The organism is Pseudomonas sp. PDM30 (assembly GCF_019218985.1).
Taxonomy (GTDB): Bacteria; Pseudomonadota; Gammaproteobacteria; order Pseudomonadales; family Pseudomonadaceae; genus Aquipseudomonas; species Aquipseudomonas jessenii.
The window spans coordinates 43150-60537 of the sequence record NZ_JAHUWM010000017.1; the positions used below are offsets into that span (position 1 = coordinate 43150).

The 17388-nt window shown below is 58.4% G+C and carries 16 protein-coding genes; 2 read left to right on the plus strand and 14 right to left on the minus strand.

What is annotated here, in order from left to right; all coding sequences use genetic code 11:
• Window positions 1–80: 80 nt before the first annotated feature.
• Window positions 81–830: a hypothetical protein gene (locus tag KW840_RS27350; protein ID WP_057715372.1), complete on the plus strand. Its 750-nt coding sequence runs from the start codon at window positions 81–83 to the stop codon at window positions 828–830.
• A 92-nt stretch (window positions 831–922) separates the two neighbouring features.
• Here the strand turns inward: KW840_RS27350 and KW840_RS27355 are convergent, their stop codons facing one another.
• The 3 genes from KW840_RS27355 to KW840_RS27365 form a co-directional block, all read right to left on the minus strand.
• On the minus strand, window positions 923–1726 hold the full coding sequence (locus KW840_RS27355; RefSeq protein WP_057715371.1) for a 2OG-Fe(II) oxygenase: 804 nt from the start codon (window positions 1724–1726) through the stop codon (window positions 923–925).
• An 84-nt stretch (window positions 1727–1810) separates the two neighbouring features.
• Window positions 1811–2620 carry a glycosyltransferase gene (locus KW840_RS27360; RefSeq protein ID WP_218498387.1) on the minus strand — a complete coding sequence of 270 codons (810 nt, stop codon included), beginning with the start codon at window positions 2618–2620 and terminating at the stop codon, window positions 1811–1813.
• Window positions 2621–2952: 332 nt separating this feature from the next.
• Entirely contained in the window at window positions 2953–3438 is a 486-nt protein-coding gene (locus KW840_RS27365) for an adenosine-specific kinase (protein ID WP_057715369.1), read from the minus strand.
• 359 nt (window positions 3439–3797) lie between these two features.
• Here KW840_RS27365 and KW840_RS28845 point away from each other — a divergent pair, with 359 nt between their 5' ends.
• Window positions 3798–4796 (plus strand): hypothetical protein, encoded by a 999-nt coding sequence (locus tag KW840_RS28845; RefSeq protein WP_218498388.1) that lies wholly within the window; start codon window positions 3798–3800, stop codon window positions 4794–4796.
• 297 nt (window positions 4797–5093) lie between these two features.
• Here KW840_RS28845 and KW840_RS27375 read toward each other — a convergent pair whose 3' ends face one another.
• The 11 genes from KW840_RS27375 to KW840_RS27425 form a co-directional block, all read right to left on the minus strand.
• A complete protein-coding gene (locus KW840_RS27375) occupies window positions 5094–5444 on the minus strand; it encodes a copper-binding protein (protein WP_090454838.1) in 351 nt (116 codons plus the stop codon).
• Window positions 5441–8599 carry an efflux RND transporter permease subunit gene (locus KW840_RS27380; protein WP_218498389.1) on the minus strand — a complete coding sequence of 1053 codons (3159 nt, stop codon included), beginning with the start codon at window positions 8597–8599 and terminating at the stop codon, window positions 5441–5443. Before KW840_RS27380 ends, KW840_RS27375 begins: the two co-directional genes overlap by 4 nt.
• Complete coding sequence (locus KW840_RS27385) at window positions 8596–10080, minus strand: efflux RND transporter periplasmic adaptor subunit (protein WP_218498390.1); 1485 nt, start codon at window positions 10078–10080, stop codon at window positions 8596–8598. Before KW840_RS27385 ends, KW840_RS27380 begins: the two co-directional genes overlap by 4 nt.
• Window positions 10077–11333, minus strand: a complete 1257-nt coding sequence (locus KW840_RS27390) for a TolC family protein (RefSeq protein WP_218498391.1) — start codon at window positions 11331–11333, stop codon at window positions 10077–10079. The genes KW840_RS27385 and KW840_RS27390 overlap by 4 nt, the downstream gene beginning before the upstream one ends.
• A gap of 100 nt (window positions 11334–11433) precedes the next feature.
• Window positions 11434–11775 carry a hypothetical protein gene (locus KW840_RS27395; protein WP_057715362.1) on the minus strand — a complete coding sequence of 114 codons (342 nt, stop codon included), beginning with the start codon at window positions 11773–11775 and terminating at the stop codon, window positions 11434–11436.
• A gap of 92 nt (window positions 11776–11867) precedes the next feature.
• Window positions 11868–12776, minus strand: coding sequence for a MurR/RpiR family transcriptional regulator (locus tag KW840_RS27400; protein ID WP_057715361.1), 909 nt, complete (start codon window positions 12774–12776; stop codon window positions 11868–11870).
• A 127-nt stretch (window positions 12777–12903) separates the two neighbouring features.
• Window positions 12904–13668, minus strand: a complete 765-nt coding sequence (locus tag KW840_RS27405; RefSeq protein ID WP_057715360.1) for an ABC transporter ATP-binding protein — start codon at window positions 13666–13668, stop codon at window positions 12904–12906.
• 18 nt (window positions 13669–13686) lie between these two features.
• Window positions 13687–14799 (minus strand): succinylglutamate desuccinylase/aspartoacylase family protein, encoded by a 1113-nt coding sequence (locus KW840_RS27410; RefSeq protein ID WP_218498392.1) that lies wholly within the window; start codon window positions 14797–14799, stop codon window positions 13687–13689.
• Window positions 14800–14808: 9 nt separating this feature from the next.
• On the minus strand, window positions 14809–15507 hold the full coding sequence (locus tag KW840_RS27415; protein WP_057715358.1) for an ABC transporter permease: 699 nt from the start codon (window positions 15505–15507) through the stop codon (window positions 14809–14811).
• A 12-nt stretch (window positions 15508–15519) separates the two neighbouring features.
• Window positions 15520–16209 (minus strand): ABC transporter permease, encoded by a 690-nt coding sequence (locus KW840_RS27420; protein ID WP_057715357.1) that lies wholly within the window; start codon window positions 16207–16209, stop codon window positions 15520–15522.
• Window positions 16210–16300: 91 nt separating this feature from the next.
• The gene (locus tag KW840_RS27425; RefSeq protein WP_090454844.1) at window positions 16301–17077 is read right to left on the minus strand and encodes an ABC transporter substrate-binding protein; all 777 of its coding nucleotides are present in this window, start codon (window positions 17075–17077) and stop codon (window positions 16301–16303) included.
• Between the last annotated feature and the right edge of the window lie 311 nt (window positions 17078–17388).

Sequence of the window (17388 nt, forward strand, 5' to 3'; positions counted from 1 at the left end):
TCGTCATAAGTAACTAGGCTGGGTAAGTCACGCAACAAATCATGCGTGTGAACTTCGATGACGTCAGACACGAGGTGAACATGGATCCCAAGCGCATCCTGCTCGTCGGTTGGCTTGCCAGCCTGGCTTTGCCGACCTTGGCCGATACCTTTACGACCTCGATCGGAACCGACTACTCACGAGGCGACTATGGCACCGGTACGACTTCCGAAACATGGTACGTCCCGCTGGTGGGCAGATATGAAACCGGCCCCATGACCTACAAGCTCACCGTGCCCTGGCTGCGCATCACCAATCCTTCGGTCGGCCCTGACGGCGAGCCGCTGCCCGGCGGCTGCGGCAAGGTGGAAAGCGGTCTGGGCGACACCGTTGCCGGTGCCGACTATGCTGTGCTGGACGGCAGCGTTGGCGGGCTGTTCGTGGACCTGATCGGCAAGGTCAAGTTGCCAACCGCCGACGAAGACGAGTGCCTGGGCACCGGCAAAACCGACTATTCCGCCCAGGTCGATGTCGCCAAAGCCTTCGGTCCTGTGACCGGGTTCGCGACCCTGGGCTGGAAAAAGTTCGGCGACCCGTCGGGCTCCGACTTCGACAACCCGATATTCGCCGGCCTGGGCTTTGCCATGCCCGTGTTCGTGCGCACCACGGCGGGCGTGTCCTACGACTGGCGGCAGAAGGTCGTTTCCACGGGTGACGAAATCAAGGAGCTGACGCTCTTCCTCACGCACAAGCTCAATCAGGAATGGAAGTTTCAGTTATATGCCGTCAAGGGCTTTTCCGACGCCAGCCCGGACGGCGAGGCCGGGCTGTTGCTCAGCCACGCTTTCTGATTCCTGGCCATTGCCTGTCAGGTAACTTCCAGCATTGATGCGTTTCACCGCCTCGACTCAGGCCCTTGCCTCACTCCCGGGCGTTTTGCAGTTCAGTTTTTCTTCTTGATCAGTTTATTGATGTAGTACTTCAGGCTCAAACGATCCTTGGGCCTTGGTTTGTAGTGGGTTTTGTTTCTTTGTGCCGGATCGATCGCCATGGTTCCCGCGGTGTAGTAATAAAGCGCAATAGACCTGCGGGTGATGTGTTCCGGAGTCGTTAAAGGCTCCGGGTGCCCATGATTGCTGTCCTTGTCTGTGTTGAAAATGACACAGCGATTGTAGATGGGCAGGACTTTTTTAAGGCAGGTCTTCATGCCGACATCCCAAAGTTCCAGGTTGCCGCCGTATTCCTCTTGCCAGTCTTCATTCAGATAAATGATGATGTTCAGTCTGCGTTCAACATTAAGTTTTTTGTTGAGCCGGAAGTCCGAGTGCACCCCCAGAAAACCACCGCTTTTTGTTTCGTGCAGGCCGCCACCGGTAAAGTAGGGGTCGGGTATCAAGCCTTCGATGCCAGTGAGCTTTTCAAGAAACTGCAACATGGGGGCCGAGTTAAAGGCGTTGAAAACAGTCTTCAAATAGGGGTCGCATTCGTTGGGACTGATTTGACGTTTTCGTTGACCTTTATAGCCGCGCTCGTAGAGCATTTCGTTGTTGGTTGGCTCGACCGGGAAATGCGAGCAGATGCTTGCAATCAGGTCTTCGTGCAAGAAGTTGTCGATGACTATGTGCGGAAATGGCGTAGCCTGAACATAGCTATCGGTCAATGAGGCACCAAAGGCGCTGGCGGCATTCTGGTCGAAATCAAGCTCCGGGGACAGGGTGATAGGTAGTGCCTGAGTGATGGGTGCCATTACCGCTCCAATGACCTGATATAAAAAACCTGTGGGTGACTTCATGCACCGTTGAATGCACTGCTCGTTGCGTCTATTCGCAACTCAATTTGTTCTGTCGTCCTTGTTCAGACGCTTAAGGATGTTGTTGTACATTTTGGTTCGTCTATGATTTTTAGCATAGCCGCCAACCGCTGCAACAGTGCCGGACTGAATGTGATCCAGATAGCTGAAAATTTTACGCGGTGATAGCATTTCAACGGCATAACCCAGTTCGGTCATGCGGTCCTGAAGCGTATAGCCTGGCACGCGATCATCCATCGAAAAGTGCATGTTGTGCTGTTTTACAAGTTTGCAGTTCCACAATGTGCAGAAGCTTTTCAAATAGACTTCTTTGTACGGCTTTGGTTCTCTGGAGCGCAATCCCATGGAGATTTTCAGGCGTCTGAAGTGATGCTTGAATAGTCGTGAGCTATAGCGCCAGACAGTTCTGGCGGTGCCGCGGTTAATTTGCTCGACACAACCGACGGCCACGACTTTTGGGTTTTTCAAGCATTTATTCAGCATCATCGGAAAAACATTCTTGTCGAATACAAATGTATCGGTGTGCATCAGGAATAAATAATCGGTGTCAATACGCTCGAGAACCAGGTCAAGTGCCTTGCCATGGGCAATATGGCCTGCTTCTGGTTCAGAAACAGAGCGTTCAATCAAATTGATCCAGTCAAGCGTTCGTAAGTACTCAGTGCTCTCATCGGCGGAATAGTTGTCAACCACCCATACCGGGACGCTGTTGCTGCCAAAATGCTGGTGTAATAAGTCCAGGCATATCTTGGTGATTTCAGGTGTTTTGTAATTTACTATAACTACGCTGAAGGTTTTGGAGTTTTCAGTCAGTAAATCAGGGTTGTTCATCGTTCAGGTGCTCAATGTTATTCTATTTAATTGTATGAATTAACTTGTATACAATTTTTTCTTGTTCGCCGCGCAAAATCTTGCATGGCCATAGAGCACAATTTGTTAAGTCGCTTTGTCATGCATAATAACCACGGGCTGCTCAGACCCGATGGAGAGCGGTAGAAGCGGACTTCATCGTATAAGGATCTGCTCTGCAGGTAAACATTTTGACTTGATTCGTTACATCAGGAGGCTGGCCGGGCCAGCATCCCGGGACGGTGTGAACTGCTCTTGCGCAAGGCATTCAGGTAATTTGTAACGTCATGTGGTGCGCCAGCACGTTCTGCAATTCACTGCTTGTAGCCAATCTGCCGCAACAGGTTCTTGCGCCACAGGATGTCTTCATCGCCTTCGATGTCATTGGCACAAAAGCCATCCACTACGCCAAGGATCGCTCGCCCTTGCTGCGTCTCTGCGAGAATCACTTCGGTTGGATTGGCTGTTGCACAAAAAATACGGCATACCTCTGGAACCATTTTGATGGTGTTCAACACGTTCAGCGGATAGAAACCGTCGCCCAGGAAAATGATGAAACTATGGCCGGCGGCGATGGCTTTCGCATTTTTCTGTGCAAGTTCAATCATTGAGCTATCGGTGCCAGACCATCTCACCAGGCATTGACCAGAGGCTTCACAAAAGGCCACGCCAAACTGGATACCTGGCACGGTATTGACCAGCGCTTCGTGGATGTCCTCGACGGACTTGATGAAGTGCGTCTGGCCCAGAATGAAGTTCGTCGCATCCGGCTTTTCGATTTTCAACGTGATGAGTTGCATCTCAAACGCCTCCTTTCACGATGTTGCCAGGAGAGCCTGGCCACAAATCAAGCATAGCTACTCATTGGTTATTGCTGCGTCCTCTGTCTGTTTTTGGCCAATTGCTCAACGCGTGCCTTGGACCTGATATGTGGTCGTTGACACTTGGGCTGAGGGTACTAATCTAAGGTGTGTGGGAATATTTCCCACGCATAGATACCAGCTGGCTTTGAGGGACCGTACGGATACCGCAGTGGCTCGCTATTGCTGCAGATTGATGGCCGTGCCGGTTGGCGGGCCGCTCCAATGGGCGGTCGGGAACTCACTGGACATTGCGTTCGATACGGAGGTGAAAACGCAACTCCAATCGGAGGTGCATCATGCTGCTCAAGAAATGTTTGTTGGCTCTGGCAATAGGCGGGGTACTGTCGGCATCGACTGTCCTGGTGCCCGATTACATCAGTAGTTTCTCCAGCGTGTATGCCAAAGATGGCGGCAGCGGCGGTGGTGGTAGCGGCGGAGGCGGTGGCGGTCACGGCGGTGGCGGCGGTTCCGGAGGCGGCGGTCACGGTGGTGGCGGTGGCTCCGGAGGCGGCGGTCACGGTGGTGGCGGTGGCTCTGGAGGCGGCGGTCACGGTGGTGACGGCGGCGGTGGCGGAGGCGGCCACGGTGGTGGCGGCAGCGGCGGTGGCTCCGGTAGTGGAGGCTCCGGAGGCGGTGGTCATGGTGGTGACGGCGGTGGCGGTCATGGAGGAGAGGGTGGCGGTCATGGTGGTGACGGCCACGACGGTGACGGTCGTGGAGGCCCGGGACGCGGCGACGCTGACCATGGTGGTATAGCCGGGAACAAAGGCCCGGGCAATGCGCGTGACAACGACAACGCCAAAGACAATGATAACGATGCCGCAGATGCTGCCAGGGACGCGGCCAGGGCTGATGCCAATGCAGCCCGGGACGCTGCTCGGGCTGATGCAGATGCAGCCCGGGATGCGGCAAAAGCGACTGCGGACGCCGCCCGTGACGCCGCCAGAGCTGAGGCGGATGCAGCCCGGGATGCCGCAAGAGCTGCTGGCTTATCGCGCGCAGAAGCGGATGCAGCCAGAGACGCTGCCCGGGCCGCTGCGGATGCAGCCCGGGACGCTGCCAAGGCCGAGGCAGATGCAGCCAGAGATGCTGCTCGGGCTACTGCGGATGCCGCGAGGGACGCAGCCAAAGCCGAGGCGAACGCAGCCAGAGAGGCTGCCAAAGCTGAGGCGAGGGATGTAGCGGATGCCCCGGATGCACCGGATGCTCCAGACGCACCGGATGCACCGGATGCTCCAGACGCACCAGATGCACCAGACGCGCCGGATTTCGACACGGCTGAGGTGCAGAACTAGGCCTGTATGTTCGGCATTGAACACTGCAGGCATCCCGTAGATTACGTCCGGGGAGTTGGAAGGACGTATCGGCAATGAGTCGCAAGCCCTGAAGAATCTCGGGGCTTGCGACTTTTTTTCGAAGTCTGTTGCAGGTCCGAAACACTGACGAGGAAGACGCAAAAGAAGACGGAACTGGACGGGAAAGCAATTGCCAGCCGTTCAAAATCCCCCGAACCCTCCGTTTTTCCTGAACCAGCCGATTTAACGGGGTAGTCAGGCACGACAATATGTGCCGGACACTTCCACCACCGGAATTTACTTGTTAATCGACACGATCGAGGCGCTGTTACCCTCTAGCCGGAAGGAAAACGATACCCGGTCTCCAGGCGCCAACCCTGACAACTGATCTTGCGTCACGGAAAACGCCATCGTCATCGGTGGCCATTGCAGGGCGGGAACGGCGCCGTGGGAGATGGTCACCGTATGCTTCGCAGTATCGATAGCCTTGATCGTGCCTTCGGCATTGGATACCGGAGCCTGTTTTGTTTCCTGCTTCATCGGCATGCCTTCCATGCCGTCCATTTTCATGCCCGGCATGTCCTGCGCGTGGGCAGAAAGTGAAAGCGCGAATAGGGTGCTTGCGACTGCGGTCAGGGTGAGTTTCATATGACTTTACCTTGAGGTGTGGTGGGTGCAGGCAGGAGGTGCCGGCGGCGCATCAATCGATAGGCTGCCGGAATGACAAACAGGGACAGCAAGGGTGCCGTGACCATGCCGCCGACCATGGGCGCGGCGATACGGCTCATCACCTCACTACCGGTTCCGCTGCCCAACAGAATGGGCAGCAGACCGGTAATGATGACGGCAACGGTCATGGCCTTGGGTCGAACGCGCTGCACGGCGCCTTCACGAATCGCCGCCACCAGCCCGCGTTCAGTGCTGTCACCGAGGTCTTCACGTTCGGCCCAGGCGTTTTTCAGGTAGAGCAACATAATCACGCCGAACTCGGCAGAAACGCCGGCCAAGGCGATGAAGCCGACCCCCGTGGCGACCGACAGGTTGAAGCCCAACAGATAGAGAAACCATGCCCCCCCAGTCAGTGCGAATGGCAGAGTGGCCATGATCAGCAGGGCCTCATCGAATCGGGCAAAAGTCAGGTAGAGCAACACGAAGATGATCAGCAGCGTGGCAGGCACCACCAGTTTGAGTCGTGCGTTGGCTCTTTCGAGAAACTCGAACTGTCCCGAGTAACTGAGGCTCATGCCTGGCTGCAACCTGACCTGTTCATTGACGACCCGACGAAGATCGGCAACCACCGAGGCAATATCCCTGCCTCGAACATCGATGTACACCCAGCCTGAAGGCCGTGCGTTCTCGCTCTTGAGCATCGGTGGGCCGTCACTGACCTTGACCTTCGCCACTGTGCCAAGGGTGATCTGACTACCCAGCGGGGTGTAGATCGGCAGTCGTTCCAGGGCGCCGAGCGAGTCGCGCCACTCCCGTGGGTAACGTACGCTGATCGGGAAACGTGCCAGACCTTCAATGGTCTCCCCGACATTTTCACCACCGATGGCACCGGCCACGATGGACTGCACATCGGCGATGTTCAGCCCGTAACGAGCAGCAGCCTTGCGGTCGATATCCACATCGATGTAGCGGCCACCGGTCAGCCGCTCGGCCAGGGCCGAACTGACACCGGGCACGTCCTTGGCCACTCGCTCGACCGCCTGGGTGACCGCATCGATTTCCGCCAGATTGGTGCCGGCAACCTTCACACCGATCGGGCTCTTTATACCCGTCGCCAGCATGTCGATACGGTTACGAATCGGCGGTATCCAGATGTTGGTCAAACCGGGAACGCGCACCACGCGATCCAGTTCCTCCACCAGTTTTTCCTGAGTCATGCCTGCACGCCATTGCTCATGTGGCTTGAACTGGATGGTGGTTTCGAACATTTCCAGCGGTGCCGGGTCGGTAGCGGTTTCGGCACGACCGGCTTTACCGAAGACGTGTTCGACCTCTGGTACGGTCTTGATCAACCGGTCGGTCTGTTGCAGCAGTTGCGCCGCTTTCTGCGCCGACAATCCCGGCAGGGCAGAAGGCATATAGAGCAGGTCGCCCTCGTCCAGCGGGGGGAGAAACTCACCACCCAGGCGAGACATTGGCCATAGCGCACTGACAAAAACCAACAGCGCAACCAGTAGCGTGATCTTTGGGCGGCGCAAGACCGCGTCCAGGGCCGGCTGATAGATTCGAATCAACCACCGGTTCAACGGGTTCTGTTGCTCACTGGGAATTCGCCCCCGAATCCAGTAGCCCATCAGCACCGGCACCAGGGTCACCGACAATCCCGCCGCTGCGGCCATGGCATAGGTCTTGGTGAAGGCCAAAGGGCCGAACAACCGTCCTTCCTGAGCTTGCAGCGTGAACACCGGAATGAACGACAGGGTGATGATCAGCAAGCAGAAGAAAAGCGCCGGGCCTACCTCCACCGCTGCTTCGGTCATTACATGCCAATGACGCTCGCCCTTCAATTCCTCCCCTGGATTGGCTACGTGCCAGGCCTCAATCTTTTTGTGGGCGTTCTCGATCATCACCACGGCGGCATCGACCATGGCGCCGATGGCGATGGCAATCCCGCCCAAGGACATGATGTTGGCGTTGATGCCTTGGTAGCGCATGACGACGAAGGCAGCAAGCACCCCCACCGGCAGCGAAATGATCGCCACCAGCGATGAGCGCAAGTGCCAGAGAAAGATCCCGCAGACCAACGCGACGACGATGAACTCTTCGATCAGTTTGTGGCTGAGGTTTTCCACCGCGCGGTCGATCAGCTTGCTGCGGTCGTAGGTGGTGACGATTTCCACCCCGGCCGGCAGACTGCTTTTCAGTTCGTCGAGTTTGGTCTTGACCGCTTCAATGGTCTGGCGAGCGTTCTTGCCGCTGCGCAAAATCACCACGCCGCCGACGGTCTCGCCTTCGCCGTCGAGTTCGGTGATGCCACGGCGCATTTCCGGTCCCGACTGAATCGTGGCGACATCGCCAAGGGTCACCGGCACACGATCCGAACCCAGCTTGAGCGGAATCGCCCGAAAGTCATTGAGCGTCTTCAAGTAGCCGGAGGCCCGCACGATGAACTCGGTCTCGGCCATCTCCAGCACCGCGCCACCGGTTTCCTGATTGGCCTTGCCGATAGCGTCGGTCACCTCAGCCTGAGTGATGCCGAAGCTGGCCAGTTTCAGCGGGTCCAGCTGCACCTGGTACTGCTTGACCATGCCACCCACTGTGGCCACTTCCGCCACGTTCGGCAGCGTCTTGAGTTCGAACTTGAGGAACCAGTCCTGAAGCGCGCGCAGTTGCGCCAGGTCGTGGCCACCACTGCGATCCACCAGTGCGTACTGGTAGATCCAGCCCACTCCCGTCGCATCCGGCCCCAACGCCGGATTGGCGCCGGCCGGCAACCGGCTTTGTACCTGGCTCAGGTACTCCAACACCCGCGAGCGAGCCCAGTACAAGTCCGTACCGTCTTCGAACAGCACGTAAACGAAGCTGTCGCCGAAGAAGGAGTAACCACGCACGGTTCTGGCGCCCGGCACCGAGAGCATGGTGGTGGCCAACGGATAGGTCACCTGATTCTCGACAATCTGCGGCGCTTGTCCTGCATAAGGGGTGCGGATGATCACCTGCACATCCGAGAGATCTGGCAGTGCATCAATGGGTGTGCTCAGCACCGTCCAGATACCCCAAGCCGTGACGAACAACGTCGCCAGTAGTACCAGGAACCGGTTGGCCACTGACCAACGAATGAGGGCAGCGATCATGGCTGGCCCCCCGATTTGGCCAGGCGCTCGACACGCAAGCCATCGTCGGTCTGGCTCACCGCGACCTGAACCTTGTCACCCGCCTTGAGGCCCTGCATCAGTGCCGGGCTGGCGAGCGGGAAAGTCATCGTCATGCCAGGCATGCCCAGCGTCTTGAAAGGACCGTGGGCGAGCGTAACTTCTTTGTCGTCGATCTCAACGATCTGCCCATCCGCCTCATGCAAACTGGCGGCTGCTCGACTGGCGGGTGACTCTTGCTCGGAGGTAGCAACAATGCCCTTGAGACTGGCCTCGGAATCGAGGAGGAACTGGCCAGACGTAACCACCTTCCGGCCTTCTTCCAGACCTTTCAAAATCTCCGTCTTGCCATCGCTTTCCTGCCCGGGTTGCACCTCCACCGGACGGTAGCGGCCGGCGTCTTCGGCGAGCATTACCAGGGCACGTCGGCCAGTGCGGATAACCGCCTCACTAGGCACCCACAACACACTGTGCCCGGTCGAGTGGCTGAGGCGGACCTGCGCGGTCAAACCTGGTCTCAGGCGTCCTTCGGGATTGGGTAACTCGACACGTACGCGAAGGGTGCGACTGTCCGGATTGGTCTCGGGCAAAATCGCGCTGACCTTGCCATTGAACATTGTCCCCGGGAAGGCGGGCAGTCGCGCTTCGACTGCCTGCCCCACGGTGATGGCTCCGGCATCCGATTCCGGAACGGCCACGGCGAGCCAGACACGGCTCAAGCCATTGACGCGTGCCAGAGTCTCGCCAGCCGCGACGGTCATACCTGCACGTACGTTCAACTCTTGCAGCACACCGCTGATGGGGCTGGTGATCGTCAGGTTCGGCTGGACTTTGCCACTGCGCTCTACCTGGGTGATCAGCGCCGCCGGCATCCCGGTGAGCCGCAGTCGCTGGCGGGCCGCAGCCAACAGGTCGGCATCAGCGTTGCGCTTGAGGGCAAGGAACTCTGTCTGGGCGGCCGCCCACTCCGGCACCAGGATATCCGCCAGTGCCGCATTGGCTTTGAGCAGGTCGCCTGGAGCATGGGCATAGACTCGCTCCACGAAGCCGGCTGTACGTGCCTGTACCACCGCCACATCACGTTCGTTGAATGCCAGGACACCTGTCACATCGAGGCTGGAGTCAAAGACTCCACGGGTGACGGTCGCAAAACGCAGACCGAGATTCTGGGTCAGACCCGGATCGATGCTCACGGTCGCACGATCCTCGTCACCGCTGGCGTACCGGGGTACCAGTTGCATGTCCATGAAGGGGGACTTGCCCGGTTTATCGAACTTTTGCCGCGGATACATGGGGTCGTACCAATACAGTGCCTTGCGTTCGTCCGGCGAATTGAGTTTCTGCTCCCGGGCGGTAACAGGTACCGCGCTCATGCGCGTGTGAGCGAACCAGTAGCCACCGGCAACACCCAATGCCAGCGAGATGCCAACCAGCAATGCTCCGTTCCATTTTTCAAGGATCATTGGCCGGACTCCCCATAAGCAAAATACAGACGCGCACTGGTCAGCGCTCGCTGCTCCTCCACGTCGATCTGTTTGAGTCGGGCTTCGATGAGTTCGCGTCGGGCGGCGACAACGGCGTTTAAATCGCCTGTGCCGGCACGGTAGCTGGCCATGCTGAGTTCGACCTTTTCCCTGGCCAGCGGCAGCAGGCTTTCCTGGTTGCGGGTTACCGCACGATTGAGGCGCTCATAGTCAGCCAGTTCGTTTTCCAGTTGCTGAGTGTGCTCCCGTGACAGGGCTTCGCGCTCAGCCTCAAGCTGGCTGAGTTCAGCCTGTTTGGCTGCGATTTTGGGGTTTTGCCGGGAGTCAGGAAACAGTGGCAAGTCCCAGGACAATTGCACGCTGACCATGTCACCGAACTGGCGATCGCGATGTTGATAGTCAAGCTCCCAACTCCAGTCTGACTTTTTCTCCGACTCGGCTTCACGAACCTTGGCTTGCGCCTCGCGGGTCATCGGCGCAAACGCTGCCAACTCGGGGTGGTGTTGCAGTTTATGGGCGTAGCTCGAGGAATCGACAGGCCACTGCGGCAAGCTGCCCACAGGCTTGTCGTTGGCTGCGGAGCCAATCCAGCGTTTGAGGGCCGATCGGGCCTGCGCTCTCTGAAGCACCAGATCGTCCTGCTGCTCCGCCAGTCGAGCCGCTTCTTGCTTGGGCGTCACCGCATCGGCGGGTTGAGCGCGACCACCGGCAATCCGGGCCCGGACGGTATCGGTCAGCAGGCGGTTTTCTTTGTAGAGGTCCTGGAACAGCGCATCTTTGCGCTCGACTGAGTAGCTGTTGATCCAGGCCAATGCCGTGGACTGGCGTACGTTCAGTCGTGCAACCCGACGCTCGGCGGCAGCGCGATCAACGGCGGCGTTGGCGACCTCGATGCGAGCTTTGCGTTTGTCACCGTTGGGCATCTCTTGCCTGACCCCGACCATTTGCATGGTCATGAAGTCGTCGTTGATGCTCCAGCGATCCGGGTCGCCGATGGGGTAGTTCTGCACACCTGCCAGCAGCTTGGGGTCAGGTAATTCACCCGCTGGAATAGCCGCACTGCTGGCAGCCTGAATCTTTGCATCTTGTGCCGCCAGCGACGGCGCATTGTTTTCGGCCAGCCGCAGCGCTTCATCGAGGGTCAGCGTGGCAGCGAAGCTCGGCAATGCCAGTACGCTTGCCGCCAGACCGGCCACGAGGGACCAGCCTGTGCAATAGCACTTGGAGTTCATGTTTACGATTCCTGTGATCATCCACTGCACGCGTCAAAAAGACATGCGCACAGCCAGTCCATCCCGCTAATACGGAATGAGGCTCAATGTTGGACAGGAATCAAACGCGAGGCGGTCGCCATACCCCGGACGGGGTTTGTACGGGCATGGAATCACTGAAGAAGGAAACCACTACAGGGCTGAACACGGTTACAGGAGGCTTGAGGATCGAGACTTGCAGCATACCGCCTGTCTTGCATTCCTGGCCCGGCTTGCAGGGCTTGCCATGCTCTGTCGGGCTTTTCATGTCGTTGCAGCAGTCCATTCCCATGTCATCCATCATCGCCATGCCCATCGTCTTCATCGGGCACGGTTCTGTGGGCGCCTGGACACCCGCCATCCCGCTGAGGGGAAGCACCAGGCTAATCACGAAAATGAGGCAAAACCGCAGGTAGCGTTTCATGGGCTGGAGTGTAGAGGCTGAAATGGACTCTTTCAATTGGATGAATGTTCTCACAGCCTGCCGGCAAAAAGCGGGCGCTGGATTTCCATCGCTCACTTTTTCGCTGGTTTACCGCTGGCAGGGATGTGCAGGTACGACATCACGCTTTCAGTCAGTTCGGTTGCCAGTTTGACCGCTTCTTTATTGCGTGCCATCACGCCGGCGACCAAGCCTTCGATCAAGGCCAGTACGGCGATGTTGGAACTGGTCAGCACCGGGTGATCGCAAGGCGCAAACAGCGTGTGCTCGGCAATGCCGGTGAGCGGCGAGGCGGGTGAGTCGGTAATTGCCAGCACTGATGCGCCACGTTCATTGGCGAAGCGTGCCAGTTGCAGGGTGTCGAGGGAGTAGCGTGGCAGGGAGATCGCCAGCAGCACGTCCTGGTCGGTGATGGCGGCCAGACGGTAAGCGGCGTTTTCGTTACCGCCCTCCATGCTGATGGCAGTGGCGTCCGCACAAAAGGGCATCAGGGTCGAGGCGGCGAGACCGGCGAAGTAGACACTGTTGCCAAAGCCCAGAATGTAGATTTTGCGCGCTTTGGTCAGGCGAGTGACGAAGGCTTCAAAGGTGTCGGCGTGGTTGTTGCTCGCCGCGGTGGCCAGGTTGCTGCTGGCGCTCTGGAGTTGCTCATGCAGACCAAACGCGCCGCCCGGGCGATGGGCAAGTTCGTTGCGCAGTTTGTCGACCGGCGACACCATCTGCTGCAACGTTGCGACCAGTTCGGCCTTCATGCCGCTGTAGCCACCGAGGTCCAGTGCTTTGGCCAGACGGTTGACGGCGGCGGGTGAGGTCAATGTTTCGTGAGCCATCTCCTCGATGGTCAGCGTCGCGGCTTTGAGCGGGTGACGCAGGATAAAGTCCGCGACCTTGCGCAATGACGGCGGCAGTTCGGAAACGATTTCCGTCAGTTTGCGCATGACCGGCGCGGCATAGACAGTGGTGTCTTTCGATGGGGTGGGCATATCCGGCTCAACATTTCCTGAAGGTGAGAGAAGGGCTGTGCCTGATGCCCTGACAAGATTGGCTGGAGTGTATCCGAAGCCAACCTTGTCAGGGCAGCGCCGAGCAGTCGATGGGTAGGCGGCGGACTTACTTCAAGCTCCCGGCCAGAAACTGCCGGAGGCGTTCGGACTGCGGGTTGACCAGCACTTCGCGCGGGTCGCCGCGCTCTTCGACAACGCCCTTGTGCAGGAACACCAGTTGGTTCGAAACCTCGCGGGCAAAGCCCATTTCGTGAGTCACCACCACCATGGTGCGGCCTTCCTGCGCCAGATCCTGCATGACTTTAAGCACTTCGCCGACCAGTTCGGGGTCGAGCGCCGAAGTCGGCTCATCAAACAGCATCACTTGCGGTTCCATCGCCAGTGCGCGGGCAATGGCCACGCGCTGCTGCTCGCCACCGGACATATGCGCCGGCCAGGCGTTCATGCGGTGCGCCACACCGACTTTGTTCAGGTAGTGCTCGGCCTTTTCCCGTGCCTCTTTCTTGCCCAGGCCCAGCACATGCACCGGGGCTTCCATGACGTTTTCCAGAGCGCTCATGTGTGACCAGAGGTTGAAGTGTTGAAATACCATCGATAGCTGCGAACGCATGCGTTGCAACTGCCTGGGTTCGGCCGCCTTCAGCCCGCCAAGCTTGTTGGCCACCAGCTTGAGCGGTTCGCCATTGAGTACGATATTGCCCGCATTGGGTTGCTCCAACAGGTTGATGCAGCGCAGGAACGTACTTTTGCCAGAGCCGCTGGAGCCGATGATGCTGATCACGTCACCGGCCTGTGCTTGCAGGGACACGCCGTTGAGCACCTGGTGCGCGCCGTAACTTTTATGCAGGTCCTGAACTTCAAGTTTGTACATGGTTTGAACTCTCTGGAATCAGTCGCTGAGCAAGCGACCCTGGCGAATGGGGGTAGAACCGGCAACTTTGGCCAGCCACAATCCAGGCTGGGCAAAGCGCAGCCGTTCGCGGGCATAGAGAATGCCGTCGGTGCTGGCGCTCACTACGCTATGGCGGTCGGTCAGCGGGTCGATGACCTCGAACAGCGGATCGCCGACCTTGACCTGCGCGCCCAGCGGTTGCAGAAAACTCACCACACCGGGATGGGGCGCACAGGCGTACTGCGCGCCGGCGAATGGCACGGCCTGGCAATGGCTCGGCGGTGCCGCTGGCCAGTCACCGCTGATCAGGCCTTGTTCGGCGAGATACCCGAGAATGGCTTGTGCACTGTCGACGCATTGCTCGCGTTCGGTGTCTGCCATGCCACGCAATTCAATGGTGGTGGCCACGCACGCCAGGGGAATGTTGGCTTGGGGAAACACCTCGGCCAGGCGTAGCCATGCAATGGCGCAGGCTTCGTCGAAGGCACTGCCGCCCGCATTTTCGGCCAATAACGTGACCCCGGCACCGAGGCGAGCGGCCAGTGACTGCAGGCGTGGCCAGTTTTGCGGCATCGCATACAACAACATGATCGATTCGAAATCGCAGTGCAGGTCCAGCACCACATCGGCGTCGCAGGCATGCTGCAGCAACAGGCGGCGCAGGCCGTCGAGTTCCGAGGTTGGTGCCGGCATGGCGGCGAGGGCATCGTCCATGGCGCGGCGTATGAGTGCGATGTTGGCGTCGGCATCGCTTCCCAATCGGCCCTCCAGCAGCGGTGCAACGGCATCGACCAACTCCGGGAAGTCGCGATTGAAGTTCTTGCCGCTGGAGAATTCGAAGCGCCCCTGATGGGTGGCCTGGAACATCTGGGCGATACCGATCGGATTGGCCATTGGCACCAACTCGATCACCCCGGTCAGGCGGCCTTGTGTTTCCAGTTCCAGAAGACGGCGCTTGAGCTCGACGGCGACGCGCATCCCTGGCAATTCGTCGGCATGCAATGACGCCTGGATGTACGCTTTGCGTGCTCCACTGCCAAAACGAAACAGTGACAGTGTTCGTTCGGTGCCCGAGGCACTCCACGGCAACAGGTATTGAATGTGCTCCATAGCAGCTCCTTAGTGCTTGCGCGGTGCCAGATACGCCAGCCAATGGCGCTCGGCCAGCTTGAACAGGCGCACCAGAATGAAGGTCAGGGCGAGGTAGAAGAGGCCGGCGGTGATAAACGCCTCGAACGGTAGATAGAACCGTGAGCTGACAGTACGCGCGGCCCCGGTGATGTCGACGAGGGTGACGATGGAGGCCAGGCTGGTGGTTTGCAGCATCATCAGCACCTCGTTGCTGTACTGCGGCAATGCCCGGCGCAAGGCCGACGGCATGAGAATGCGGCGATACAGGGTCAGGCGTGACATACCCATGGCCCTGGCGGCTTCGATCTCGCCATGGGGGGTGGATTTCAAACTGCCGGCCAGCAGCTCTGCGCTATAGGCACTGGTGTTGATCGCGAAGGCCAGGCAGGCGCAAAAGGTGGCGCTGGAGAGGTAAGGCCAGAGCGCGCTTTGGCGCACTGCTTCGAACTGCGCCAGGCCGTAATAGATCAGGAACAATTGCACCAGCATCGGCGTGCCGCGAATCACGTAGGTATAGAGCCAGGCCGGGAAGTTGATCAGCGGTGATCGCGACACCCGCATCAACGCCAGTGGAATAGCCAATACCAGACCCAGGGCCAGGGAAATAAGCAGGACTTTGAGGGTCAACAAGGCGCCATTGAAGTACAGCGGCAGGTTTTCCCAAATCAGGTTGTAGTCGAGAATCATGGGCCGCTCCCCTCACAATTCGGCGGCTTTGATGCCGACCGAGTAGTGTTTTTCCAGATAGCGCAGCACCAGCAATGACAGGCTGGTGAGCATCAGGTACAGCGCCGCCACCGCGAGGAAAAACGTGAATGGCTCGTGTGTGGCATCCGCTGCGTTCTTGGCTTTGAACATCATGTCCTGCAAGCCGATCACCGAGATCAGCGCGGTGGATTTGGTCAGTACCAGCCAATTGTTGGTGAACCCGGGAATGGCGAAACGAATCATCTGCGGTACCAGAATTCGCCAGAACACCTGCGCACCGCCCATGCCATAGGCCACGCCGGCCTCGGCCTGACCTTTGGGGATTGCCATGAAGGCGCCGCGAAAGGTTTCCGAGAGGTAGGCACCAAAAATGAAGCCCATGGTGCAGACGCCGGCGATAAAGGGGTTGATGTCGATATAGCGGGTGTAACCGAGCGCCAGGGCAATGCGGTTCACCAGATCCTGGCCGCCGTAGAAGATCAGCAGGATCAGCACCAGGTCTGGAATGCCGCGAATCAGGGTGGTGTAACTTTCCCCGAGCAGGGCCAGCCATTTGAGTGGTGACAGGCGAAAGGCCGCGCCGACCAGGCCCAGGGCAATCGCCAGGGACATGGAAGTCAGGGCCAGGTTTATGGTCAGCCAGGCGCCATCGAGAATGCTCGATCCGTAGCCGTGAAGCATGATGAAGTTCCTCAAGCGAGCGCCGCGAGGCGCGCAAGACAAGCCCGAATCGGCGCCTGCAATAGGCCGGCACCGGGGCTATGGGTAAGGCTTACTCGCCGTAGATATCGAACGCGAAGTACCTGGCCATCACTTGCTGGTACTTGCCATTGGCGCGAATGGCGTCGATCGCGGCACTCAGGCGCGCAACGTTGGCACTGTCGCCTTTGCGCACGGCGATCCCGGCGCCACGGCCAAAATACTTCGGGTCGTTGATGTCGGGCCCTGTGAGGGTGAAGCCCTGGCCAGCCGGTGTTTTGATGAAGCTCTCATCGGTGTTGACGATGTCGGCGAGGGTGGCGTCCAGACGACCCGAGGCAAGATCGAGAAAGGCTTCATTTTGTGAGGAGTAGCGCACCACGACGACGCCGGCTTTTTCCAGTTGCTCGGTGGCAAAACGATCGTAAGTCGAGGAGCGTTGCACGCCGACTTTCTTGCCCTTGAGGTCCACCAAAGGATCATTGATCACGTTGCCGGCCTTCATCGCGAACTTGCCCGGTGTGTGGTAGTACTTTTTGCTGAAGTCCACGGACTTCATCCGGTCTTCGGTGATTGACATCGACGACAGCACGGCATCGATCTTGCGCACTTTGAGCGACGGGATCATGCCGTCGAACTCCTGAATGACCCACTCGCACTTGACCTTCATTTCTTCGCACAAGGCGTTGCCGATGTCGTAATCGAACCCGCTGACGTTGCCCTCCGGTGTCTTGAAGGAGAAGGGCGGGTAGGCGGCTTCGATACCGATACGCAGGCTGTCTTCGTCGGCATGTGCCAGGAAGCTGAAAGCGCATAGCGCCAGAGCACCTAGAAGTTCTGTCTTGTTCATATTGTTGACTCCTTGGAAGGCATTTGGGGGAAACGGGTGCCCGCCATCCAGGTTGGCGTGGTGGATCAGTCCTGTGATCGGCGAGCCTATAAATGACACAATAAAATTCTATATGCAAATAAACTGAAAATAAACATATCAGTTTTGATCGCGACGATGCTCCATTGAGCCAGGTAGACGTTTTTGCTCAACCCATGCATAAGCCCTGATGCTCATTTTTTGAACTCGGGCTGAAAGCACTTATCCAAAAAATATGGGAATGTTTCCCACGCAACGATGCCAACTGGCTTTCAGGGATCGTGCGGATACCG

What these genes read in the sequence shown, in the direction of transcription:
- KW840_RS27375 (WP_090454838.1), bottom strand. Translation starts at nt 5,444, where the DNA reads ATGAAACTCACCCTGACCGCAGTCGCAAGCACCCTATTCGCGCTTTCA.
- KW840_RS27410 (WP_218498392.1), bottom strand. Translation starts at nt 14,799, where the DNA reads ATGGAGCACATTCAATACCTGTTGCCGTGGAGTGCCTCGGGCACCGAA.
- KW840_RS27425 (WP_090454844.1), bottom strand. Translation starts at nt 17,077, where the DNA reads ATGAACAAGACAGAACTTCTAGGTGCTCTGGCGCTATGCGCTTTCAGC.
- KW840_RS27380 (WP_218498389.1), bottom strand. Translation starts at nt 8,599, where the DNA reads ATGATCGCTGCCCTCATTCGTTGGTCAGTGGCCAACCGGTTCCTGGTA.
- KW840_RS27360 (WP_218498387.1), bottom strand. Translation starts at nt 2,620, where the DNA reads ATGAACAACCCTGATTTACTGACTGAAAACTCCAAAACCTTCAGCGTA.
- KW840_RS27390 (WP_218498391.1), bottom strand. Translation starts at nt 11,333, where the DNA reads ATGAACTCCAAGTGCTATTGCACAGGCTGGTCCCTCGTGGCCGGTCTG.
- KW840_RS27405 (WP_057715360.1), bottom strand. Translation starts at nt 13,668, where the DNA reads ATGTACAAACTTGAAGTTCAGGACCTGCATAAAAGTTACGGCGCGCAC.
- KW840_RS28845 (WP_218498388.1), top strand. Translation starts at nt 3,798, where the DNA reads ATGCTGCTCAAGAAATGTTTGTTGGCTCTGGCAATAGGCGGGGTACTG.
- KW840_RS27350 (WP_057715372.1), top strand. Translation starts at nt 81, where the DNA reads ATGGATCCCAAGCGCATCCTGCTCGTCGGTTGGCTTGCCAGCCTGGCT.
- KW840_RS27355 (WP_057715371.1), bottom strand. Translation starts at nt 1,726, where the DNA reads ATGGCACCCATCACTCAGGCACTACCTATCACCCTGTCCCCGGAGCTT.
- KW840_RS27385 (WP_218498390.1), bottom strand. Translation starts at nt 10,080, where the DNA reads ATGATCCTTGAAAAATGGAACGGAGCATTGCTGGTTGGCATCTCGCTG.
- KW840_RS27400 (WP_057715361.1), bottom strand. Translation starts at nt 12,776, where the DNA reads ATGCCCACCCCATCGAAAGACACCACTGTCTATGCCGCGCCGGTCATG.
- KW840_RS27365 (WP_057715369.1), bottom strand. Translation starts at nt 3,438, where the DNA reads ATGCAACTCATCACGTTGAAAATCGAAAAGCCGGATGCGACGAACTTC.
- KW840_RS27415 (WP_057715358.1), bottom strand. Translation starts at nt 15,507, where the DNA reads ATGATTCTCGACTACAACCTGATTTGGGAAAACCTGCCGCTGTACTTC.
- KW840_RS27420 (WP_057715357.1), bottom strand. Translation starts at nt 16,209, where the DNA reads ATGCTTCACGGCTACGGATCGAGCATTCTCGATGGCGCCTGGCTGACC.
- KW840_RS27395 (WP_057715362.1), bottom strand. Translation starts at nt 11,775, where the DNA reads ATGAAACGCTACCTGCGGTTTTGCCTCATTTTCGTGATTAGCCTGGTG.